Genomic DNA, 22,549 nt, shown 5'->3' with positions numbered 1-22,549 from the left:
GTCACATCGGCAGCGGGATGGATAGGGCAGTGGCCGAGATGAATGGGACAGTGGCTGTCACGTCGGCAGCGGGATGAACAGGACGGTGGCCCTCACGACCGCTCGGACTTCGCCCACAGCGACCGCACGTGGCCCAGATGCCGGCGCATGCACCTCTGCGCCCCCTCCGCGTCGCCCGCCAGCATCAGCTCCAGCAGCTCCAGGTGCTCCTCGGCCGAGGGGATCAGCTGGTTCCGCTCGTCCAGCGCGGTCAGCCCGTAGAGGCGGGACCGCTTGCGCAGGTCGCCGACGGTCTCGACGAGCCGGTCGTTGCCGGAGAGCGCCAGCAGCGAGAGGTGGAACCGGCGGTCGGACTCCAGATAGCCGATGAGGTCGTGCTCGCGTGCGGCGCGCACGATCTCCTCGGCGACCGGTCGCAGCGCCTCCAGCGCCGCGCGGTCCGCGGTGCCGGTGATCCGGCCCACCATGGGGATCTCGATCAGGGCCCGGATCTCGGTGTACTGGTCGAGGTCGCCCTCGGTGACCTCGGTGATCCGGAAGCCCTTGTTGCGGACGGGCTCGACCAGGCCCTCCCGGGCCAGGTCGAGCATCGCCTCGCGCACCGGCGTCGCGGAGACGCCGAAGTCCTCGGCGAGACCGGGCGCGGAATAGACCGCGCCCGGCCGGAGTTCGCCGGAGATCAGGGCGGCCCGCAGGGCGTGGGCGACCTGGTCGCGCAGCCGCTCCCTGGTGGTGACGAGGGTGCGCTGCCTGAGGTGCCCCATGGTGTTCCTTTCGCGCCGCAACGGACCACCCGATTGTACAATGTCACATTGTTTACCCGGGTGACAGTGTGTACGTGCGGCCCGCGGTGTAGAACTCCAGGGCCGCGCGGCCCTGTTCGCGCGGGCCGTGGCTGGAGGACTTGGCACCGCCGAAGGGCAGGTGGAAGTCGACGCCGCTGGACGGCGCGTTGATCCGGATCATGCCGGTGTCGAGCCGGTCGAGTCCGTACAGCGCCGCGTCCAGGTCCGCCGTGTGCACCGAGGTGACCAGGCCGTACGGCACCGAGTTGGTGACGCGTACCGCGTGGGGCAGGTCGTCGGCCGCCAGCAGGGCCGCGACGGGCCCGAAGACCTCCTCGCGCAGCAGTCGGTGGTCCGGTGCCACTCCCTCGGCCAGGGTGGGGGCCGCGTACCAGCCGGAGCCGTCGGGGACGGTGCCGCCGGCGACCACGGACAGGCCGTCCCAGGCGCCGCTGACCTGCCCGCGGGCCTGCTCGGAGATGAGCGGCCCGCAGACCGTGGCGGCGTCGGCCGGGTCTCCCACCGGCACGGTCCGCAGCGCCTCCGCCAGGGCTTCGCGCAGCGGGTCGTAGGCGGCGCCGACGGCGATCACCCGGCTGGTGGCGGTGCACTTCTGGCCCGCGTAACCCGAGATCGCGGCGGCGATGTGGGCGGCGGCCCGCTCGACGTCGGCGTCCGGGAGGACGATCGCCGCGTTGAGGCCGCCCATCTCCGCCTGGACCGGGACGCCTCGGGCGGTGGCCGCGCGGACGACCGCCTGGCCGACCGCGGTCGATCCGGTGAAGGAGACGACGTCGGCGGCCGAGATGACGGCGTTGCCCTCGGCGGCGCCGCCGGGGACGACGGTGAACACCGCCTCCGGCAAGGCCTGCTGGAGGATCTCGGCGAGCCGCAGGGCGCACGCCGTGGCCTCCGGCGCGGGCTTGAGCACGACCGTGTTGCCGGCCGCGAGCGCCGGGGCGGCCTTCCAGCTGGGGATGGCGAAGGGGAAGTTCCAGGGCGTCACGAGCCCCGCGACCCCGTGCGGGCGGCGGCGGGTCAGCAGCAGCCCCGCGCCGGCGGCCGGCTCGTGGACGGCGCCGGCCGGTTCGTAGGGCGCCTGGGCGTAGTAGCGCCAGATCGCGACGGTCCGCGCCACCTCGGCCCGTGCTTCGGCGAGCGGCTTGCCCACCTCGCGTACGGCGAGGGCGGCCAGCTCGTCCGCCGCGGCCTCGATGGCGGCGGCGATCGCGGTGAGCGCGGCCGAACGGGCGGCCGCGCCGCCGAGCAGCCAGCCGGGCTGGGCGGCGCGCGCCCGCTCGACGCCGTCGGCGGCGGCGAACGCGCCGGGCGCGGCCACCTCCACGACGACATCGGAGGGGTCGGCAGGGTTGCGCGAGACAACCGGGGACAGGGTGGTGGTCACAGGAGGAAACCTCCGGGGAAGGGGTCGTCCGGGTCGAGGAGGTACTGGGCCGTCCCGGTGATCCAGGCCCGGCCCGTGACGGTGGGGACGACGGCCGGCACGCCGCCGACCTCCGTCTCACCGACGAGCCGGCCGGTGAACCGGGTCCCGATGAAGGACTCATTGACGAAGTCGCGGTGCAGCGGCAGCTCGCCGCGCGCGTGGAGCTGCGCCATGCGCGCCGAGGTGCCGGTGCCGCAGGGCGAGCGGTCGAACCAGCCGGGATGGATGGCCATGGCGTGCCGGGACCGCTCGGCGTCGGAGCCGGGAGCCGCGAGGTAGACGTGCTTGACGCCGCCGATCTCGGGGTGCTCGGGGTGGACCGGCCGGTCGGTGGCGTTGATGGCGTCCATGATGGCGAGCCCTGCGGCCAGCAGGTCGTCCTTGCGGGCGCGGTCGAACGGCAGGCCCAGGGCGTCGAGTTCGACGAAGGCGTAGAAGTTGCCGCCGAAGGCGAGGTCGTAGCTCACCGTGCCGAACCCGGGCACGTCGACCTGCTGGTCCAGGCCCACGCAGAACGCGGGCACGTTGGTCAGCGTGACCGACCGCGCCGCCCCGTCCTCCACCCGTACGTCGACGGAGACCAGGCCCGCCGGGGTGTCGAGGCGGACGGTGGTGACCGGTTCGGTGACCGGCACCATCCCGGTCTCCACCAGCACGGTGGCCACGCCGATCGTGCCGTGCCCGCACATGGGCAGCAGCCCGGACACCTCGATGAACAGCACGCCGTAGTCGGCGTCGGGGTGGGTGGGCGGCTGGAGGATCGCGCCGCTCATCGCGGAGTGGCCGCGCGGCTCGTACATCAGGAGCGTACGGAGGTGGTCCATGTGCTCGATGAAGTGGAGCCTGCGCTCGGCCATGGTGGCGCCGGGGATCACCCCGACCCCACCGGTGATCACACGGGTGGGCATCCCTTCGGTGTGCGAGTCAACGGCGTGGAAGACATGACGAGTACGCACGGAGGTTCCTTGTCAGCGGTCAGCGGTCGGGGGGCGGTGCGGTCGGCGGTCAGCGGGCGGTCAGCGGTGGCCGTCGGCCACGGCCTTCTCGGTGGCGGTCCGCACCCCGGCCTCGATCTCGCCGGTGAGCGGGGCGCGCGGCGGCCGCACCGGGCCGCCGCGGCGCCCGACCATGTCCATCGAAAGCTTGATCGACTGGACGAACTCGGTCTTGGAGTCCCAGCGCAGCAGCGGGTGCAGCGACCTGTACAGGGGCAGGGCCGTGGCCAGGTCGCCGGCGACCGCGGCGTGGTACAGCTCGGAGCAGGTGGCCGGGAAGGCGTTGGGGTATCCGGCGATCCAGCCGACGGCCCCGGCCACGGCGAGTTCGAGCAGCACGTCGTCGGCGCCGATCAGCAGGTCGAGCTCCGGGGCGAGTTCGGCGAGCTCGTACGCGCGCCGTACGTCGCCGCTGAACTCCTTCACGGCCACGATGTGCCCGTCGCCGTGGAGCCGGGCGAGGACGGCGGGGGCCAGGTCGACCTTGGTGTCGATGGGGTTGTTGTAGGCGACGACCGGCACACCGGCCGCGGCCACCTCGGCGTAGTGGGCGTGCACGGCCGCCTCGTCGGCACGGTAGGCGTTCGGCGGCAGCAGGAGGACCGAGCCGCAGCCGGCCTCGGCCGCGTCCTCGGCCCAGCGGCGGGCCTCGGCGCTTCCGTACGCGGCCACTCCGGGCATCACCCGGGCCCCGTCGCCCGCCGCCTCGACCGCGATCCGCACCACTCGGGCGCGCTCCTCGTCGGTGAGGGTCTGGTACTCGCCGAGCGAGCCGTTGGGGACGACGCCGTCGCAGCCGTTGTCGACGAGCCAGCGGACGTGCTCGGCGTAGGCGTCGTAGTCGACGGAGAGGTCGTCGCGCAGCGGGAGCGCGGTGGCGACCATGACGCCGCGCCAGGGGCGGGTGGGGTTCCAGGTGGTGGTGGCGGTCATGCCGATCGAGCCTTTCGTGAAGGTGTGATGCTTTTCGTGGTGCCGCATTTCGTGGTGCCGCATTTCGCGGCGACGCCGGCCGTGCGTGACGTCTTCAGTGTGTGGCGTTGTGGTCTTTCGTGGGCTGGTCCAGGGCCCCGAGCGCGCCGAGGGGCACCGGGACGGCGAGCGGGCGGCGCTCGTCCGACGGCGGTACGGCACCGCCGCCTTCGGCCGCGAGGCAGGCCACGGCCGCGCCGCACATCCGGCCCTGGCACCAGCCCATGCCCGCCCGGGTGAGGAGCTTGACGGTCCGCGCGTCGCGGGCCCCGAGGTCGGTGACCGCCTCGCGGATCCGTCCGGCGGTCACCTCCTCGCAGCGGCACACGTCGGTGTCGTCGGCCAGCCACCGGGGCCAGCCGGGACCGGGGGCGTGTGCCACCGCCATGGCGTCCGCGAAGGACCGCATGCGGTCCCGTCGGCGGCGCAGTCGCGCCACGTGTGCGGACACGGCGAGCGCGGGGCGGCCCAGCAGGCGGGCGGCGACGGCGATGCCCGCCAGTTCGCCTTCCGCGCGGGCCAGCCGCGCGCCGCCGACCCCGCCGGTCTCGCCCGCCGCCCACACGCCGGGCACGGAGGTCTCCTGGAGGCCGTCCAGGACGAGGGCGGAGGTTCCGTCCGGGGTGCGCCGGGTGGCGCACCCGAGCCCGACGGCGAGTTCGATCTGCGGGGCCAGACCGTGGCCCACGGCCAGCGCGTCGCACTCGATGCGGCGGCCGCTCCCCTTCACCGGCCGCCAGTCGCGGTCGAGCCGGGAGACGGTGACCGCCTCCACCCGCTCGCCGCCGTGGACCTCGGTGACCGCGCTGCGGGTGCGCAGCCGGACCCCGTGGCGCAGCAGCGCCGAGCCGTGGACGACCGCCTCGACGAGCTTGTGCGGATTGGCGGCGAGGGCCCGGGGGAAGCGGGCGTATCCGAGATACCCGGACGCCTCCACCACCGCCGGGACACGGGCCCCGGCCGCGGCGAGCGAGGAGGCCACGGCGAGCAGCAGCGGCCCGCTGCCCGCGACGACGACCCGCTTTCCGGGCAGCACCAGGCCCGCCTTGAGCATCGCCTGGGCGCCTCCGGCGCCGACCACCCCGGGCAGCGTCCAGCCGGGGAAGGGCAGTTGGCGCTCGTACGCACCGGTCGCGACGAGGACCGCCCGTGCCCGGACGCACACGGGCCGCCCCTGCGCACCGTCCGCGCCGGTCACGGCGTGCACCGCCCACAGCTCGCCGCTCTCCCGTGTCACCGTCCAGACGTGGTGTTCGGCGAGGTGGGTGATGCCGCTGCGCGCCTTCTGGCGCCGGCGCAGGTCGGCGAAGGCCGCCCATTCGTGGTGCAGCGCCTCGGGCCGGGCGGCTCCGAGCGCGGGTTCCGGAGTCCGGTAGAACTGGCCGCCGACGGCGCCGGACGCGTCCAGCAGGGCGACCGACAGCCCGTGTTCGGAGGCGGTGACGGCGCCGGACAGGCCGGCGGCGCCCGCGCCGATGACCGCGAGGTCGTAGGGTTCAGACGCCGAGCCCGGCATGGCCGTGTCCTTCCTGGGTGGTGATCGCGTCCCCCGGCCGGGCCGGGACCAGGCAGGCCCGCCTGTTGGGCTCTCCGTTGATGGTGGCGAGGCAGTCGTAGCACTGGCCGATGCCGCAGAACGCGCCCCGCGGGCGCCCGCCGCCGCGCGTGGTGCGCCAGGCGACGATGCCGGCGCCCCACAGGGCGGCGGCGACGGACTGCCCGGGCAGGGCGGTCACGGTCCTGCCGTCCATCGTGATCTCGAACGGCGGATCGGGCTGCGCCCCGACCAGCTCGGCGGGGGTACGGGCCATGTGGGCACTCCTCTCGGGACGGACGGGCTTCGTCGGGCAGGGCGTCGATGGACGGCGCTGTGGCGGACGGGCTCGGGCGGATGGACTTCGGCGGACGGCGGCGGTCGGGTTCAGGCGGTGGAGTCGAAGCGCTCCGGTCTGAACGGGTGGATGTCGAGTGGCACTTCGCCGCCGACCAGGGACTCGGCGACGATCAGCCCGGTCGCCGGCGCCAGCCCGATGCCCGCGCCCTCGTGCCCGCAGGCGTGCAGCAGTCCGGGGACGCGCGGGTCGGGGCCGATCGCCGGCAGATGGTCCGGCAGATAGGGGCGGAAGCCCGGGTACGTGCGGATCGCCCGCACCGTGGCCAGGACCGGGAACAGCGCCGTGGCCTGGGCCGCGAGGCGCCGCAGCACCTCGACCGACAGCGTGCGATCGAAGCCGACCCGCTCCCGGCTGGCGCCGATCAGGACCGGGCCCGCCGGGGTGCCCTCGACCACCGCCGAGGTCTGGAGCGCGGCGGAGCCGCTGGCCACGTCGGCGACGTAGTCCGCCGCGTACACCTTGTGGCGCACCACGCGCGGCAGCGGCTCGGTGACCAGGACGAAGCCCCGGCGGGGCAGTACGGGCAGGTCCACACCGGCAAGGCGGGCGAGTTCGCCGCCCCAGGTGCCCGCGGCGTTCACCACGTACGGAGCGTGGATCGGACCGGTCGCCGTCCGCACCCCCCGCACCTCGCCACTGGCCCCGGTGAGCAGGCCGGTGACCTCCGTACCGAGTCGCAGCCGGACCCGGTCGCCGCCGCCGCGCAGCAGGTGCGCGGCGGCCAGCGCCGGCATGACCTGCGCGTCCTGGGGGTAGTGGAAGCCGCCTGCCAGGCCGGTGGCGAGGTGGGGCTCCAGGTCGTGCAGGCGGTCGGCCGGGACCTCCTCCGCCGTAATACCCGCCTTCTCCTGTCCGGCCGCGAAGTCCCGCAGCGCGGCCATCCGGGTCGCGTCGGAGGCGACGACCAGTCCGCCCTTTGGCTCGTATTCGATGCCCGGCGGGAGTTCTTCGGCCAGTTCCCGCCACATGAGCGTCGACAGCAGGGCCAGTTCGAGTTCGGGGCCCGGCTCCTTGTCGGAGACCAGGAGGTTGCCCTCGCCGGCCCCCGTGGTGCCGCCGGCCACCGGACCGCGGTCGAGCACGGTGACGCGGAGGCCGGAGCGGGCGGCGTAGTAGGCGGAGGCCGCGCCGACCACGCCGGCGCCGACCACAATGACATCCGCGGAGTCGTCTCTCGTGAGCACGGCAGTAATATTTCACATTGCACTGCCTCTGCCAAGGGGGCGCGATCAAAGCCGAGCGCTTCACCCCTCCACGGAGCACGGGTACGTAACGAAGCGGCCAACGTCTTGCCAGTGCAATTTCACATTACTATGTTACAGGTCACATTCCAGCCACCCCTCGGCTGGCCGACTGTTCACGGAGTGACCCCTGATGAACAAGCGCACCTGTACCGCCCTCGCCACCGCCCTCGTGGCGGCCCTCACGCTCGGCGCGACCGGCTGTTCCAGCGGCAAGCATTCAGGCAGCAACCAGGGCGGCAGGAACCCCGCCACCGCCAACCTCGGCAAGGTGATCGGCGGCACCCCGCAGAAGGGGGCACCCTCACGATCCTGTCCAACCAGGACTTCGAGCACCTCGACCCAGCCCGCAACTGGGTCGTGAACGCCATGGAGTTCGGCACCCGGACGCTGTACCGCACCCTGGTGACGTACAAGGCGGCCCCCGGGACGGAGGGCGGCGAGCTGGTCCCCGACCTCGCGACCGACCTCGGCACCCCCTCCAACGGCGCCAAGACCTGGACCTTCCACCTCAAGCCGGGGGTCAAGTACGAGGACGGGACCCCGGTCACCGCCAAGGACATCAAGTACAACGTCGAGCGGTCCTTCTCCCCCGACCTGCCCGGCGGCGCGGACTACGCGGCCCGCTACCTCAAGGACGCCGAGGGCTACAAGGGACCGGCCGACGGCAAGCACCTGGACTCCATCAAGACGCCGGACGACCGCACGATCGTCTTCGAACTGCGCAAGCCCTTCGCCGAGTTCCCCAACGCGACGGTCATGCCGACCTTCGCACCGGTGCCCAAGGCGAAGGACAACGGCCCCAAGTACGACAACCGGCCGTTCTCGTCCGGGCCGTACAAGATCGAGTCGTACCAGCGCAACAAGAAGCTCGTCCTGGTCCGCAACACCCACTGGGACCCCAAGACGGACGAGATACGCAAGGCGTACCCGGACAAGATGGTCATGGTCATGGGGCTCAAGCCCAACCAGATCGACGACCGGATGATCGCCAGCCAGGGCGGGGACGCCTCCGCCGTCCCGTGGTACGCGCTGCGCCCCGAGAGCGCCGCCAAGGTGCTGCCCAAGGCCGAGGTCCGCAAGCGGCTGCTGGCCGAGTCGACCAACTGCACCGACATGATCCAGATGCACACCGGCCGGGCGCCGTTCGACAACGCCAAGGTCCGCCAGGCCGTGCAGTACGCCCTCGACAAGGAGGTGGTGGTCACCTCCTCCGGCGGCCCCGCCTTCAACGACGTCTCCACCGCCTACATGCCCGCCACCCTCTTCGACGGCAAGCAGCCCGACACCCTCAAGATCCCCGCCACCGGCGACGTGGAGAAGGCCAAGCAGCTGATGAAGGAGGCCGGCAAGCCGGACGGCTTCACGACCAAGATGACCGTCTCCAACGGTGACAAGGGACGGGCCGAGGCCATCCAGCAGGCGCTCGCCAAGGCCGGCATCAAGGTCACCATCGAGACGGTCGACCCGGCCGCGTTCTACGGCACCATCGGCAACACCACCAACCGCACCGACATGGTCTACACCGGCTGGTGCCCGGACTACCCGTCCGGCTCCACCTTCCTGCCCTTCGTCTTCGACGGCCGCTACATCAAGGAGAAGGGCAACCAGGGCAACCACTCCCTCTTCCGTGACGAGGCGACCATGAAGCGGATCGACGAGATCGCGGCGATGACGGACGCCAAGAAGGCGGCCGACGCCTGGCGCGAACTCGACGGTGAGATCCTCGCCAAGGCCCCGACCGTCCCGGTCCTGGTCCGGCGCTGGCCGCTGGTGGTGGGGACCAACATCGCGGGCGCGTACGGCCAGACCTCCTTCGGCGGCCAGCTCGACTACGCCTCGGTCGGTCTCAAGGACCCGTCCAAGAGCCAGGGCTGAGGAGCGCCCCCACCATGGCCACCACCTCCACAAGCGCCCCGGCCGCCAAGGCCGCCCCGGCGGGCAGCGGCCCCTGGCAGCTCGCCCGCGCGCAGCTGAGCCGCCGCCTCTCCGTCAAGATCTCCCTCGTCGTGATCGCGCTCTTCGCGGTCATGGCGGTGGCCGCCCGCTGCTGAGCAAGCTGGGCGGCTGGGAGCCCGACGAGTTCGACAAGACCGCCGTCGACCCCTACCTGGGCGGAACGCCGATCGGGCCGCTCGGCGGGATCTCCGCCGAGCACTGGCTCGGCGTCGAACCCGTCACCGGCCGCGACCTGTTCGCCCGGGTGGTGCACGGCGCCCAGGTCTCGCTGCTCATCGCCTTCGCCGCCACCGCGATCGTCGTGATCGTCGGCACGGCGGCCGGGATCGCGGCCGGCTACTTCGGCGGCCGCACCGACGCGGTGCTCTCCCGGCTGATGGACCTCACCATGTCCTTCCCGTCCCTGATCTTCATGATCGCGATGATGTCGGTGGCGCGGGACGTCAACCGGATCGTGCTGATGATCGCCGTCATCGGGCTCTTCGGCTGGCCCGGCATCGCCCGCGTGGTGCGCGGCCAGACGCTCTCGCTCAAGCACCGCGAGTACGTCGACGCCGCCCGCGTCGGCGGATCGGGCCCCTGGCGGATCCTCACCCGGGACATCCTCCCGGGCGTCGCCGGGCCGGTCATCGCGTACACCACGCTGATCATCCCCGGGATGATCGCCACCGAGGCGGCGCTGAGCTATCTGGGCGTCGGCGTCCGCCCGCCCACCCCGTCCTGGGGCCAGATGATCGCCGAGAGCGTCGCCTTCTACGACACCGACCCCATGTACTTCGTCATCCCCAGCACCTGCCTCTTCCTCACCGTGCTCGCGTTCACGCTGCTCGGCGACGCGCTGCGGGACGTGCTGGACCCGAGGGGAAGCCGCACATGATCCTCTACATCGGGCGCCGGCTGCTCGGTGTCCTCGGCGTGCTGATCGCCATCGCCGCCGTCACCTTCACCATCTTCTTCGTCCTGCCCTCCGACCCGGCTGCCGCGGCGTGCGGCAAGTCGTGCAGCAACGAGCGGCTGGAGGCGATCCGTGCGCACATGGGTCTCGACCAGCCGCTCTGGAAGCAGTTCGGCGACTTCGTCACCGGCATCTTCACCGGCCGCACCATGGGGTCGGGCCAGTACGAGCTGCACTGCGACTTCCCGTGCTTCGGCTACTCCTACGAGAACAGCGAGCCCGTCTGGGACCTGCTGATGGACCGTCTGCCGGTCTCCGCCTCGCTGGCCTTCGGCGCCGCCGTGCTCTGGCTGGCCCTCGGGCTCTCCGCGGGGGTCGTCGCCGCCCTGCGCAAGGACACCCTCACCGACAAGGTGCTGATGGTCGGCGCCGTGGCCGCCGCCTCGCTGCCGGTCTACTTCACCTCGATGCTGATGATCTACGGGGTGATCCGGACGGCCGGCTGGCTGCCCTACCCGAGTTACGTGCCGTTCGCGGACGACCCGGTGGACTGGGCGTCGAACCTGCTGCTGCCCTGGCTGGCGCTGGCCATCCTGTACGCGGCGATGTACGCGCGGCAGAGCCGCAGTTCGATGATCGAGACGATGGCGGAGCCCTACATCCGCACCGCCCGCGCCAAGGGCCTGCCGCGCCGCACCGTCGTCGTCAAGCACGGGCTGCGGGCGGGCATGACCCCGATCCTGACCATCTTCGGCATGGACCTGGGCGGGCTGCTGGCGGGCGCGGTGATCACCGAGTCCATCTTCGGGCTCCCCGGCATCGGACGGCTCTTCTACGGCGCGCTGTCCAGCGGCGACCAACCGGTCATCCTCGGCGTCACGCTGCTCGCCGCCACCTTCATCGTCGTCGCCAACCTGGCCGTCGACCTGCTGTACGCCGTCGTCGACCCGCGAGTGAGGTACTGATGGCCGACCCTGTGATGGCTGACCCCGTGTCGGCCGCCCCTGAGACGGCCGGCTCCGCGCCCCTGCTGTCCGTACGGGACCTGACCGTCACCTTCGCCACGAAACACGGCCCGGTCCGGGCCGTCGACTCCCTCGGCTTCGACGTGCACCGGGGGCGGACCCTCGGCATCGTCGGGGAGTCCGGCTCCGGCAAGTCCGTCACCTCGATGGCGGTGATGGGCCTGCACACGGGCGCCGAGACCACCGGCTCCGTCGTCCTCGACGGGCAGGAGCTGGTCGGCCTGCCCGAGCGCGGGCTGAACCGGCTGCGCGGCCGGAAGATGGCGATGGTCTTCCAGGACCCGCTCTCCAGCCTGCACCCGTACTACACCGTGGGCGAGCAGATCGCCGAACACCACCGGGTCCACTTCGGCTCCCGCCGCAAAGCGGCCCGGGAGCGGGCGATCGAGGCGCTCGCCGAGGTGGGCATCCCCGAGCCGCGCCGCCGGGCGGGCGAGTACCCGCACCAGTTCTCCGGCGGCATGCGGCAGCGCGTGATGATCGCCATGGCGCTGGCCTGCGAGCCGGATCTGCTCATCGCCGACGAGCCGACCACGGCGCTGGACGTCACCGTCCAGGCCCAGATCCTGGAGCTGATCGCCCGGTTGCAGCAGGACCGGGGCCTGGCGGTCATCATGATCACGCACGATCTGGGGGTCGTCGCCCGGGTCGCCCACGAGGTGCTGGTGATGTACGGCGGCCGGGCCGCCGAACAGGCGCCGGTGGACCTGCTGTTCGCCGCCCCGTCCCATCCCTACACCCGCGGTCTGCTCGACTCCCTCCCGCGCCTCGACGACCGGGACGACGAGCCGCTGCGGGCGATCCCCGGCAGCCCGCCGTCCCTGCTCACCCCCGCCCCCGGTTGCGCGTTCGCGCCCCGCTGCCCGCGGCTGGCGACCGCCTCGGACGAGGAGCGGACCCGCTGCGAGACCGAGCGCCCGTCGTTCGGCGGCCCGACCGGCCACCCGGTCGCCTGTCATCTCCCCGCGCACGAAGGCGTCGCCTCATGACCACCACCGCCGAACCCCTGCTCTCCGTACGAGACGTGACGATGGCCTTTCCCGGCAAGCGGGCCCGCTCGGCCCCGGTCCGGGCCGTCGACGGCATCAGCTTCGACGTGGCGGCGGGCGAGACGCTGGGCCTGGTCGGCGAGTCCGGCTGTGGCAAGTCCACCACCGGCCGCATGATCGTCCGGCTCCTCGAACCCACCGCCGGCTCGATCACCTACGACGGACGCGACATCAGCCACCTGTCGCAGCGCGCGCTCAAACCGCTGCGCAAGGACCTCCAGATGGTCTTCCAGGACCCGCACTCCTCGCTCAACCCCCGCCAGACCGTGGCCCGGATCATCTCCGACCCGCTGCTGGTGCAGGGCAGTTCGGCGGCGGACGCGCGCAAGCGCGCGGTGGAGCTGATGGAGCTGGTCGGGCTCATCCCCGAGCACATCGACCGCTATCCGCACGAGTTCTCCGGCGGGCAGGCCCAGCGCATCGGCATCGCCCGCTCGCTGGCCACCGGCCCCCGGCTCGTGGTCGCCGACGAACCGGTCTCGGCGCTCGACGTCTCCGTACAGGCCCAGATCGTCAACCTGATGGAACGACTGCAACGGGAGCTCGGCCTCGCCTACCTGTTCATCGCCCACGACCTGTCGGTGGTCAAGCGGGTCTGCGACCGGGTCGCCGTGATGTACCTGGGCCGCATCGTCGAGATCGGCGAGAAGGAGCGGGTCTACGCGGCCCCCGCCCATCCGTACACCAGGGCGCTGCTGTCGGCCGTCCCGCTGCCGGATCCGGCGGCCGAGCGGAGCCGGGAGCGGATCACCCTGCTCGGCGACCCGCCGAGCCCGGCCTCTCCCCCACCCGGCTGCACCTTCCACCCGCGCTGCGCCAAGGCGCAGGACATCTGCCGGAGCGAGGCCCCCCTGCTGCGGATCACCCGCCCGGGCGAGGCCCGGGAGGTGGCCTGCCACTTCCCCGAGGGGGCCTGAGACGAGGCTCCGCCCCCGGACCGCAGGGGGGTCTGGGAGCGGAGCCTCCGTAGCGACAGGAGTGCCCTGGATCCCGGGCGGGATCCAGGGCACTGGTCTGTCCGGCCACCTACGACTTGGTGACGCGGACCGTGTCACCGCCCGCGTCGGAGCTCAGCACCTTGATGGTCACACCGGCCGCGGAGTCGGTGAACGACTCACCCGCCCCGTAGGGAGCGTCGTCCAGCGGACGGCAGCCGCTCGCCGGTGTGGCGTCGGGCTCGGCGTCCATCACCCGGATCGGCCCCTTGCCGGTCTCGACGGACGAGTCGACCTTGTAGACCAGCGCGCCGGTCGCGCACAGGCCCGTGTCCGCCTGGACCTTCCGCCGCGATTCGACGACGTACGCGGTGGTGGGGCTGGTGCGTACGACGGCCATCTTCTTGCCGCCGCCGGACTCGACCGCCTTCAGGTGCACGGTGGTGCTGCCCTTCGATGCCCGGCAGACGACCTGGCGGTCGGCGGTCCAGCCGAGCTTCCAGGAGTGCCAGGCGAAGTACTGCGGTCCCGCGCCGCTGATCAGGCCCATCACGTCCCAGCCGCCGACGTGGCGGTGGGCGTCGGTGCCGTCGAACGCGTACAGGTCGGGCAGGCCGAAGGTGTGCGCGGTCTCGTGGCCCACCAGCTTGGGGCCCCAGTGCCACATGTCCTGGCCGAAGGTGACCGCCCACTTGAGCCGGTTGCCGTCGGCGACGACTCCCTCCGTGCCCGGGTCGTAGATGTAGGTGGGGGTGAAGGAGATGGCCTTCGCGTTCTTCGTCGCCACGACGTACACCATGTCGTAGGCGGAGAAGTCCACATCCGGGTCGGCCGCCCGCACCGCGTCCTTGATGTACGCCTCGTGGGTCTCGTGGGTGAGGCCGCGCTCGAAGCCGTAGTCCGTCGAGTTGTGCGGCATCCGCACCCAGCGCTGGTGCTGGCTGATGGCCAGCCGGGTCTTGCCGTACGAGGCGTTCCGCACCCAGTCCGCGCCGGGCGTGATCTGGGCCGCGTCGTCGGCCGGGGACTCCGTGGCGGGTGCGTCCGGGAAGTCCACGAAGATCATGGCGACCTTCTTGGTCCCGGTGGGGCGCTGGAAGACGGAGGAGTCGGTGGTGTGCCCCTCGTCCGTCCAGCCGGTGGTGCCGCGCAGGGCGCAGTCCGACACCCTGTCCGGCGCCTTGGGTGCCGCCTGGACGGGAGGCGTACCGGGAAGGAGCACGATCGATGCGGCGACCAGGCCGGCCAGGACCGCTCCGCGCGCCGCCGTCAGGGGATGGGACCGTCTCATGGGCAACAACCTCCGAGTGTGCCGTGTGACATTTCACATAATCTTGACGGTCTCCGGCCACTGTCCGAAAGCTGTCGCCGGTCCATAACATCCGCGCCATGGATCTGGAGGTACGGCATCTGCGCGTGGTGTGCGCGATCGCCGAGGCCGGCAGCCTCACCCGCGCCGCCGCCCGGCTGGGCATGACCCAGCCGGGGCTCAGCACCCAGCTGCGGCGCATCGAGGCGATGCTGGGCGGGGTGCTCTTCGACCGCAGGAAGGCCGGGGTGGCGCCCACGCCCTTCGGCGACCTGGTGCTGGAGCGGGCGCGCGCCATCCTTCCGGGGGTCGACGCGCTCCTCGCCGACACCGCGCGGGCCACCCGCGTCCGCGCGGCCCCGGAACGGGTCCGCCTCGGCTCGGTCGGCGCCCCGCTGCTCGCCCGGCTCGTCGTGGCGGTACGGGCGGCGCTGCCGGAAGCCGAGGTGACCTCGCGCTGCCAGTACTCCCCCGCGCCGCTGCTGGACGACCTGGCCGCGGGCCGACTGGAAGCGGCGGTCCTCGGCGACCACCCCGACCAGGAACTCCCGCCGCGCGACGGGGTGGTGCTCACCCCGCTGGTCACCGAGCCCGTCTTCGCCCTGCTGCCGGCGGCCCACCCCCTGGCGGCGCAGGAAGAGGTGGGTCTGGAGCAGCTCGCCGACGAGGACTGGGCCGTGCCCCGCCCCGACCGCGACCGGACCCGCGAATACTGGTCATCCGCCGTCGCCCTGGCGGACCGCCGCCCGCACGCGCCGTACGAGGCCGAGGGGCGTCAGCTGATCGAGCTGGTCAGGGCGGGGCTGGCGGTCAGCCTCTGCCAGGCCACCTTCATCGAGGTCCCCGGCGTCACCGTCCGCCCCCTGCGCGGGAACCCGCTCTGGTACCGGCACCTCCTGGCCTGGCACCGCGAGGGTCCGCTCGCCGCGCACGGCGACGAGATCCTGCGCGACGTCGCCGCCGGCTACCTGGCCACCTGCGCCGCGAGCCCCGCGTACGCCCGCTGGCGCGCGCGGCATCCCGAGGCGGCCCCGGTGGCGTACGCCTGAGCGGGGCCGACCGATCGGCGCCGCCGGCGATGGATGACCCGGACGGTCGGTGATCCGCGTCACGTCGCCCGCCCTGTCCGTGCGCCTCCACCAGGATTCCTTCGCCCGGTGCAACGACACCTTGCCCAGGCGGCATTGGATCACCGGCCGGGCCGTCGACCAGGCTCGCGGCATGAACACCACGGAAACGCACCCTTCCCATGACACGCTCGCGGTGGTCAGCCAGAGCGGCCCGAGCGTGACGTTCTTCGACGCCGCGACCTTTGAACGGCAGGACGTGCTGGCGCTCCCCCCGGAGCCGCACGAGCTGTGCTTCGACGCCGAGCACCGGCTGCTGTACGCGACCGGCACCTACGTCTCGGGCTACTACCACGCGAACCAGGGCCGGGCCCGCGACGTCAGCGTCATCGACGCCGACACCCGCGAGGTGGTCGACGTCATCGACACCTCCCCCGACCACGGGCCGCACGGTCTCGCCCTCGATCCCGCCCGGCACCGCCTGTACGTCAGCGTCGAGGCCACCGACACCGAGCCGGGCGGGGTGATCGTGTACGACACCCGGGACCGGCGCCGGATCGGCAGGATCTCCACCATGGCGCCGGGCCCGCACTGGTTCGCGATCACCCCGGACGGCCGCCGCGGCTACGCGGCCAACAAGGAGGCGCCGTTCGTGTCGGTCGTCGACCTGGAGCAGGACCGGCTGATCGGACGGATCGAGGTGCCCGGAAGCGAGGGGCTGGACGTCTCACCCGACGGCGGGTACGTCTACGTCGCCGCGCCGAAGGGCGACTTCGGGCCCCACCCCAAGGACCGGCCGGGGATCCGCGTGATCGACACCGCCGAGGACGAGGTGGCGCACGTCCTGCACACCGAAGGCGTGGTCTTCCCCGTCCACACCACGGCCACCGGCCTGGTGCTCGCGGGTGAACTGCGGATGGCCACCGGTCCGGGCAGCGCGCTGGGCGCGCAGACCAACGGCGTCCTGACCGTCTTCGCGCCGGACACCTTCGAACAGGTCGGACAGGTCGAGGTCGGGAAGTTCCCCCTCACCATCAGCTCCTCGCCGGATGGCTCCCTGGGCTTCGTCGCCAACGTCATGTCCAGCACCGTGACCGTGGTGGACCTGCGGCGGCTGAGGGTCGTCACCACCCTCGAAGTCGACCGCGCGGGCGAGCCGGGCGCCCACGGCCTGGCCTACATCCCCCGCGCCGCGGACGGCCCGTCCCACCCGTAGGACGCTGACAACTCAGGCGACGCCGGACGGGCGGGCCCAGGGGCTGCCGGGCCGCCCGTCCGCGCGGTGGGAGGCCGGCAGCCGGGGGACGTCCGCGACCCGGTCGTCCATCGTGCGCGCCCGGGCATGGGCGGTGCGGCCCTGGGTACTCGGAGGGGGCCCAGCAGGAGGGACGCCCAGGGGAGGGACGTACGCCATCCAGAACCTCCCGCCAGGAGGAACCATGATCACTCACGAACGGCTGATCGCCGAGGCCGCGGACGAGGTCCGCGTCACCCGGGGCGCGGACGCCGGACACGTCGCCAGGATCGTCCTCGCCGAGCTCGCGCTCCACCTGGAGATTCCGCAGCGGCGGCTGCTGCAGCGCGCGCTGCCCGCCGCCGACCGCGACGCGGCGTACGCCACGGTTCCCCGCTCCACGGGAGGGGCCGCGGAACTCGTCCGCGAGGTCGGCCGCCACCTCGAACTGCAACCCGAGCGCGCCCGCCATCTGACGAGAAGGGTGCTGTCGGCCATCGCCGACTCCGACCCCGACCTGGTGGCCGCGTTGCGCCCGCACCTCTCCCCCGACATCGACGACTTGTTCGCCGCGCCTTAGTGCCGGTCAACGGGCCTGTTCCGGGCAGCGCCCGCTCATCGGCCGACCGGTTCGAAGCGGAAGACCTGCCCGCGGTCGCCCGCGGCGCAGGGGAACTGCACCACACGGGACCAGGGCGTCGCCCCGGGCGCGGCGAGGCAGTGGCCGGTGTGCGACGGCTTGATGCGGTAGCCCCGTACCGGGGTCCGGACCTCCTCGAGGCGGAAGCGCTCGGCCTTGCCGCGGTGCCCGCAGTAGTCGTCCGTCATCCCGGCGCCCGCCTCGGTGCTGCCGCGGGCCACTCCCAGGCACCCTTCGTCGAACACCGGGTGGAGGGAGTGGATCCAGTAGGTGCCGCCACCAGCCGCCTCCACGCTGTAGGCCGGGATGCTGTCCCGGCAGTGGGACTGGTAGACGTTGCCCGATTCGGAATCCGCCTTCTCGGACAGGCAGAGGGAGGACAGGGCGGAGCGGATCCGGTACGCGCCCGGCAGAGGTAATGACGCCGCGTCGGACGTCTTCTCCGGCATGGGGCTCGCCACCGTACGCGAGGGCGCCTGCCGCCTGTTTGCGGCAGACGCCCCCGGCCTGTCTCCGGCGTCGCCGCTCGGCCCGTCCCAGACCGTGTATCCGACCGCGTACCCGACGGCGTATCCGCCGCCCAGCAGCACCGCGAGCGTCAGCGCTCCGACGGCCAGCCGGCCGCGCACGCCGCCGGGCACCCGCACCCGCCGGCCTGACGTACCGGCAGTTGTCGACTCCGCCCCCTGCGGATCCGGAGCACCAGGCATACCGTCAGCCCCCCCCGTCGGCGTCCATCGACGCGCATCGGCATTCCATTGGCGTGTTCAGAACAGCGAACAGCGATACAGAGAACAGGCTGGCAGATCCGCGCAGAACGGAACAGCAGCCGACGCGTGGAGGACGGGACGGGCTGCTCGGCGGGCAGGAACACCCCACGTCGCCGATACTGAGAGCAACCTCCCGGTGGCGGCAGGTCCGCCACCAGCCAGGAGCGAGATGGGCGTGCACACCGATCATCCGGGCGACGGCGCGGCGGCGCTTCTCGACGCCGTCGCGACCGCCGTGGTCGATGGCGGAGGAACGGTGCTGCGGTGGTCGCAGACGGCGGCGCGGTTGCTGGACAGGACGGCCGAGGAGGTCCGCGGACGTCCTGTGCACGCGCTGCTCGCCACCGGCGGCGAGACCGGCCGCGATGGCGAGACCGGCGGGGACACGGCGGACGGCGGCGCGGCCACCGGCGTGGCGCCGTGCGCCTCCCGGCTCCCCCCGACCGGCCGGGCGCTGCTGAGCCGCGGCTCCGGAGGCACCGTCGACGTCACCTACCGCGTCCTGCCGCTGGACGGCACCGCGGAGTTCCTGGTCGCCGCCGTGCCCACGGACCGCCTCACCGAGTGGCAGCAGGGCGCGTCCCTGGTGCGCGCCCTGCTCGCCCAGGACGTCATCGGGCTCGGGCTGCACGACATGGATCTGCGCACCGTACGGACCAACGTCGCCACCGCGACGTTCGGCCGGCGGGCGCGGTCGCCCGTCGTCGACGCGGCCGACCTCATGGGCGCGCAGGACACCGAGGCGATCCTGCGCGAGGTCCTGGAGACGGGGGTGCCGGTGCTCGGCAAGGAGCAGCGGCTGCGGTCGCCGCTGCTGCGCGGCAGGGAGCGCACCCTGTCGCTGTCCGCCTTCCGGCTGGAGGACTCCGGCGGCGTCCCGACCGGCGTCGCCTCGGCGTTCATCGACGTCACCGCCCAGGCGCGGGCCCGCCGCCAGCTCGACCTGGTCCTGGAGGCCGCCACGCGGATCGGCGGGGAGCTCGACGTCACCCGCGCCGCGCAGGAACTCGCCGACGTGCTCGTCCCCTTCGCGGACCTGGCGGCGGTCGCGGTGGCCGAGGCCGTGCTCGACGGCGACGAGCCGCCCGTGTTCGTGGACCGGCGCCGACATCCGCTGCGGCTGGTCGCCAGCGCGGCGTCGGCCGGGAACCCGCCGCCCGGCTTCCTCGGCGTGGGCGGCATCGTCCCGCCGTTTCCCGAGTACCCCGAACAGCGCTTCATACAAAGAGGACAGGCGTTGGTGGCCGACCGGACCTGGGCGCTGAACGTCTTCGGCGGCGCCGGGGTGGCCGACCAGCTCGTCCCGCCCGGCGGGCACTCCCTGGCCGCGGCGCCGCTGTTCGCCCGCGGGCTGCTGCTCGGTGCCGTGCTGGCGTGGCGTATGGAGCGGCCCGAGCCCTTCGACAAGGGGGACGCCGAGCTGCTGCGGGAGCTGGCGACGCGGGCGGCGCTCAGCCTGGACAACGCCCGCCGGTACACCCGTGAGCGCCGCACCGCCATCGCGCTCCAGCAGAGCCTGCTGCCGCCCGCGATGGCCGACACCCCGGCGGCCGAGACCGCGGGCATCTACCTGCCGGCGGGCGGTGCGGTCGGCGGCGACTGGTTCGACGTCATCCCGCTGCCGTCGCTGCGCGTCGCCCTGGTCGTCGGGGACGTGGAGGGCCACGGCCTGCACGCCGCCGCCACCATGGGCCGGCTGCGCACCGCCATCCAGACCCTGGCCGACCTGGAGCTCGATCCGAAGGAGCTCCTCACCCACATCGAGGACCTGGTCCAGCGGCTGTCGGGCGAGACCGGCCCCGGCGTCCAGGACATCACCGGCTCCGAGCTGCTGTACGCCGTCTACGACCCGGTCTCCGGGCGCTGCACCTTCGCCGGTGCCGGGCATCCGCCGCCCGTGGTGCTCCGGCCCGACGGCAGTGCGGAGGTCATCGAGATGTCCCTCGGGCCGCCGCTGGGTGCCGGCGACACGCCGTTCGAGGCCGCCACCGTGGAGCTGGAGCCGGGCAGCGTGCTCGCGATGTACACCGACGGGCTGCTCAAGGCCGAGGACCGCAGCGCGGACGAGGCGGTGCGGTGGCTCAGGGACACCCTCGCCGCGCACGGGCCCCGGTGGCCGCTGGGGGACATCCGGCGCGAGCTGCTGGCGGACCTCAGCGGCCGCCGCCACCGCGACGACATCGCGCTGCTGCTGGCCCGTACCCGGGTCGTACCGCCGGAGTCCGTCGCGGCGTGGGAGTTCCCGGCCGATCCCGCGGCCGTCGCCGACGCCCGCGAGGCCGCCGCCCGGCAGCTGACGGCGTGGGGGCTGGAGGACCTGGTCTTCACCACCGAACTGGTCGTCAGCGAGCTGGTCACCAACGCGATCCGGTACGCGGGCGGGCCGGTGGGCCTGCAGCTGGTCCGGGAGAACGTCCTGGTGTGCGAGGTCACCGACCCCAGCAACACCCAGCCGCGGCTGCGGCGGGCGGAGACCACCGACGAGGGCGGCCGGGGGCTGTTCCTCGTCGCGCAGCTCACCACCCGCTGGGGAAGCCGCTACGGCAGGCGGGGAAGACCATCTGGGCCGAGCAGCCGCTCCACCCGGCCCTCGGCTGACGTACGTTCCGGCTCTCGGCTGACGTACGTTCGGCCGCGCACCGGGCGTCGTGGCGCCCCCTGTGCGTGATCGCCTCCGTCGCGCACACTGGTGGCCTCATCCGACGAGGGAGGCGCGGCATGCCGTGGTCGGTCGGCCGGAGCGGTCGGTGGAGGCGGGCGGCCGCCTCCCGGTGGGCGCGCGGGGTCGCGGCGGTGGCGGCCGGGGCGCTGCCCGCGCCGGCGTTCCCGGCACCCGCCCTGTGGTGGCTGGCCTACGCGGCGCTGGTGCCCTGGCTGCTGCTGGTGCGGTCGGCCGGGTCGGGGCGGCGGGCGGCGCTGGACGGCTGGCTGGGCGGGGCGGGGTTCATGCTGGCCGTGCACCACTGGCTGCTGCCGAGCCTGCATGTCTTCCTCTTCGTGCTGGCGGCGCTGCTGGGGCTGTGCTGGGCCCCGTGGGGCTGGCTGGCGCACCGGCTGCTGCGCGGGGCGCCGGGTCCGGGCCGGGCGGCAGCGGCCGTGGTGCTGGTGCCGTCGGGGTGGCTGATGGTGGAGCTGGTGCGGTCGTGGGAGTACCTGGGCGGGCCCTGGGGCTGCTGGGGGCGAGCCAGTGGCAGGTCCCGGCCGCGCTGCGGCTGGCGTCGGTCGGCGGCGTATGGCTGGTGAGCTGGCTGATCGTGGCGCTGAACACGGCGCTGGTGGTGCTGGTCGCGGTGCCGCGGGCGCGTACCGCCCTGGTGGCGGTCTCGGGCGCGGGGGCGTGCGCCGCGGCGGCCGGCGGGGTGTGGGCGTGGGCGCCGCAGCCGGAGCGCGCGGGGACTGTGCGGGTCGCGGTGGTGCAGACGGGGGTGGTCTCGGGGTACGAGCGGCGTTTCGACCGGGACGAGGAGCTGACCCGGCGGCTCGCCGGGCGGCGCCTGGACTTGGTCGTCTGGGGCGAGAGCAGCATCGGGCAGGATGTGACGCGCCGTGCCGACCTGCGGCGGCGGCTGGCCGCGCTGTCCCGTACGGTCGACGCGCCCCTGCTGGTGAACGTGGACGCGCGCCGCCGGGGCGAGCGGGGGATCTTCAAGAGCGCGGTGCTGGTCGGCGCCCAGGGGCCCACCGGCGACCACTACGACAAGATGCGTCTGGTGCCGTTCGGCGAGTACGTCCCGCTCAGGGGCGCGCTGGGCTGGGCCACGTCGGTGGGCAAGGCGGCGGGCGAGGACCGCAGGCGCGGCACCGCGCCGGTGGTGATGCCCCTCCCGGGTGGGCCGGGGCTGCGGATCGGTCCGCTGGTCTGCTTCGAGTCGGCGTTCCCCGACATGAGCCGGCGGCTGGCGCGGGACGGGGCGCAACTGCTGATCGCCCAGTCGGCGACGTCCTCCTTCCAGCACAGCTGGGCACCGGCGCAGCACGCCTCGCTGGCCGCGCTGCGGGCCGCGGAGACCTGGCGGCCGATGGCGCACGCGACGCTGACCGGGGTGAGCGCGGTGTACGGGCCGCGGGGTGAGCCGGTCGGCGCGCGGCTGGGCACCGACCGGAGCACCGCGGCCGTCTACCCGGTGCCGCTCGGCCGTGGCACCAGCCCCTATGTGCGGTTCGGGGACTGGCCGGTGTACGGGTCGATGGCCGCGCTGGCGCTGTACGGCGGGATGACGGCGGGGCGGTCGGTGACCGGCCGCCGGGACCGGCGGCCTCCCGCGCGCCGCACACGGCCGGCGCGCACCGCGCGTGCGGGCGCGGGGCGCTGACCTCGACCGCGGCGATAC

At 73.4% G+C, this 22,549-nt stretch carries 17 protein-coding genes and 3 pseudogenes; 10 read left to right on the top strand and 10 right to left on the bottom strand.

Features of this window, described 5'->3' with window-relative positions:
• Window positions 1-92: 92 nt before the first annotated feature.
• The 7 genes from Q3Y56_RS31465 to Q3Y56_RS31435 all read right to left on the bottom strand — a co-directional run bounded on the left by Q3Y56_RS31465 (window position 93) and on the right by Q3Y56_RS31435 (window position 7,278).
• Window positions 93-764, bottom strand: coding sequence for a GntR family transcriptional regulator (locus Q3Y56_RS31465; protein WP_304465127.1), 672 nt, complete (start codon window positions 762-764; stop codon window positions 93-95).
• A gap of 52 nt (window positions 765-816) precedes the next feature.
• Window positions 817-2,190, bottom strand: a complete 1,374-nt coding sequence (locus Q3Y56_RS31460) for an aldehyde dehydrogenase (protein ID WP_304465126.1) — start codon at window positions 2,188-2,190, stop codon at window positions 817-819.
• The gene (locus tag Q3Y56_RS31455; RefSeq protein WP_304465125.1) at window positions 2,187-3,188 is read right to left on the bottom strand and encodes a proline racemase family protein; all 1,002 of its coding nucleotides are present in this window, start codon (window positions 3,186-3,188) and stop codon (window positions 2,187-2,189) included. The genes Q3Y56_RS31460 and Q3Y56_RS31455 overlap by 4 nt, the downstream gene beginning before the upstream one ends.
• A 60-nt stretch (window positions 3,189-3,248) precedes the next feature.
• Complete coding sequence (locus tag Q3Y56_RS31450; protein WP_304465124.1) at window positions 3,249-4,160, bottom strand: dihydrodipicolinate synthase family protein; 912 nt, start codon at window positions 4,158-4,160, stop codon at window positions 3,249-3,251.
• Window positions 4,161-4,254: 94 nt separating this feature from the next.
• Complete coding sequence (locus tag Q3Y56_RS31445; RefSeq protein WP_304465123.1) at window positions 4,255-5,715, bottom strand: NAD(P)/FAD-dependent oxidoreductase; 1,461 nt, start codon at window positions 5,713-5,715, stop codon at window positions 4,255-4,257.
• Window positions 5,696-6,010 carry a (2Fe-2S)-binding protein gene (locus Q3Y56_RS31440; RefSeq protein WP_304465122.1) on the bottom strand — a complete coding sequence of 105 codons (315 nt, stop codon included), beginning with the start codon at window positions 6,008-6,010 and terminating at the stop codon, window positions 5,696-5,698. Before Q3Y56_RS31440 ends, Q3Y56_RS31445 begins: the two co-directional genes overlap by 20 nt.
• A 110-nt stretch (window positions 6,011-6,120) precedes the next feature.
• The gene (locus Q3Y56_RS31435; protein ID WP_304465121.1) at window positions 6,121-7,278 is read right to left on the bottom strand and encodes an FAD-binding oxidoreductase; all 1,158 of its coding nucleotides are present in this window, start codon (window positions 7,276-7,278) and stop codon (window positions 6,121-6,123) included.
• A gap of 190 nt (window positions 7,279-7,468) precedes the next feature.
• Between Q3Y56_RS31435 and Q3Y56_RS31430 the strand changes: the two are divergent.
• The 5 genes and pseudogenes from Q3Y56_RS31430 (at window position 7,469) to Q3Y56_RS31410 (ending at window position 13,180) form a co-directional block, all read left to right on the top strand.
• Window positions 7,469-9,213 (top strand): annotated as a pseudogene (locus tag Q3Y56_RS31430) (ABC transporter substrate-binding protein).
• Between the two features lie 14 nt (window positions 9,214-9,227).
• A pseudogene (locus tag Q3Y56_RS31425) lies at window positions 9,228-10,171 on the top strand (ABC transporter permease).
• Window positions 10,168-11,154, top strand: coding sequence for an ABC transporter permease (locus Q3Y56_RS31420; RefSeq protein ID WP_304465120.1), 987 nt, complete (start codon window positions 10,168-10,170; stop codon window positions 11,152-11,154). Before Q3Y56_RS31425 ends, Q3Y56_RS31420 begins: the two are co-directional and overlap by 4 nt.
• Window positions 11,154-12,203 (top strand): ABC transporter ATP-binding protein, encoded by a 1,050-nt coding sequence (locus tag Q3Y56_RS31415; RefSeq protein ID WP_304465119.1) that lies wholly within the window; start codon window positions 11,154-11,156, stop codon window positions 12,201-12,203. The genes Q3Y56_RS31420 and Q3Y56_RS31415 overlap by 1 nt, the downstream gene beginning before the upstream one ends.
• A complete protein-coding gene (locus Q3Y56_RS31410) occupies window positions 12,200-13,180 on the top strand; it encodes an ABC transporter ATP-binding protein (RefSeq protein ID WP_304465118.1) in 981 nt (326 codons plus the stop codon). The genes Q3Y56_RS31415 and Q3Y56_RS31410 overlap by 4 nt, the downstream gene beginning before the upstream one ends.
• Window positions 13,181-13,289: 109 nt before the next feature.
• Here Q3Y56_RS31410 and Q3Y56_RS31405 read toward each other — a convergent pair whose 3' ends face one another.
• Window positions 13,290-14,489, bottom strand: coding sequence for a M6 family metalloprotease domain-containing protein (locus Q3Y56_RS31405; protein WP_304465117.1), 1,200 nt, complete (start codon window positions 14,487-14,489; stop codon window positions 13,290-13,292).
• Window positions 14,490-14,587: 98 nt separating this feature from the next.
• Between Q3Y56_RS31405 and Q3Y56_RS31400 the strand changes: the two genes are divergently transcribed.
• Entirely contained in the window at window positions 14,588-15,556 is a 969-nt protein-coding gene (locus Q3Y56_RS31400) for a LysR family transcriptional regulator (RefSeq protein WP_304465116.1), read from the top strand.
• Window positions 15,557-15,728: 172 nt separating this feature from the next.
• Window positions 15,729-16,790: a YncE family protein gene (locus Q3Y56_RS31395; RefSeq protein WP_304465115.1), complete on the top strand. Its 1,062-nt coding sequence runs from the start codon at window positions 15,729-15,731 to the stop codon at window positions 16,788-16,790.
• Window positions 16,791-16,802: 12 nt separating this feature from the next.
• Here Q3Y56_RS31395 and Q3Y56_RS31390 read toward each other — a convergent pair whose 3' ends face one another.
• A complete protein-coding gene (locus Q3Y56_RS31390; RefSeq protein WP_304465114.1) occupies window positions 16,803-16,988 on the bottom strand; it encodes a hypothetical protein in 186 nt (61 codons plus the stop codon).
• A 25-nt stretch (window positions 16,989-17,013) separates the two neighbouring features.
• Here Q3Y56_RS31390 and Q3Y56_RS31385 point away from each other — a divergent pair, with 25 nt between their 5' ends.
• On the top strand, window positions 17,014-17,388 hold the full coding sequence (locus Q3Y56_RS31385; protein WP_304465113.1) for a DUF2267 domain-containing protein: 375 nt from the start codon (window positions 17,014-17,016) through the stop codon (window positions 17,386-17,388).
• Window positions 17,389-17,423: 35 nt separating this feature from the next.
• Here the strand turns inward: Q3Y56_RS31385 and Q3Y56_RS31380 are convergent, their stop codons facing one another.
• Window positions 17,424-18,158, bottom strand: a complete 735-nt coding sequence (locus Q3Y56_RS31380) for an RICIN domain-containing protein (RefSeq protein WP_304465112.1) — start codon at window positions 18,156-18,158, stop codon at window positions 17,424-17,426.
• Between the two features lie 235 nt (window positions 18,159-18,393).
• On the opposite strand from Q3Y56_RS31380, the gene Q3Y56_RS31375 reads away from it, so the two are divergent.
• Window positions 18,394-20,886: a SpoIIE family protein phosphatase gene (locus Q3Y56_RS31375; RefSeq protein WP_369696827.1), complete on the top strand. Its 2,493-nt coding sequence runs from the start codon at window positions 18,394-18,396 to the stop codon at window positions 20,884-20,886.
• Between the two features lie 50 nt (window positions 20,887-20,936).
• Window positions 20,937-22,531 (top strand): annotated as a pseudogene (gene lnt / locus Q3Y56_RS31370) (apolipoprotein N-acyltransferase).
• The last annotated feature ends 18 nt before the right edge of the window (window positions 22,532-22,549 follow it).

The sequence above is a fragment of the Streptomyces sp. XD-27 genome, from assembly GCF_030553055.1.
Classification (GTDB): domain Bacteria; phylum Actinomycetota; class Actinomycetes; order Streptomycetales; family Streptomycetaceae; genus Streptomyces.
The sequence above is the reverse complement of the archived record's forward strand: the minus strand, read 5'-3'. Positions and strand labels throughout refer to the sequence as shown.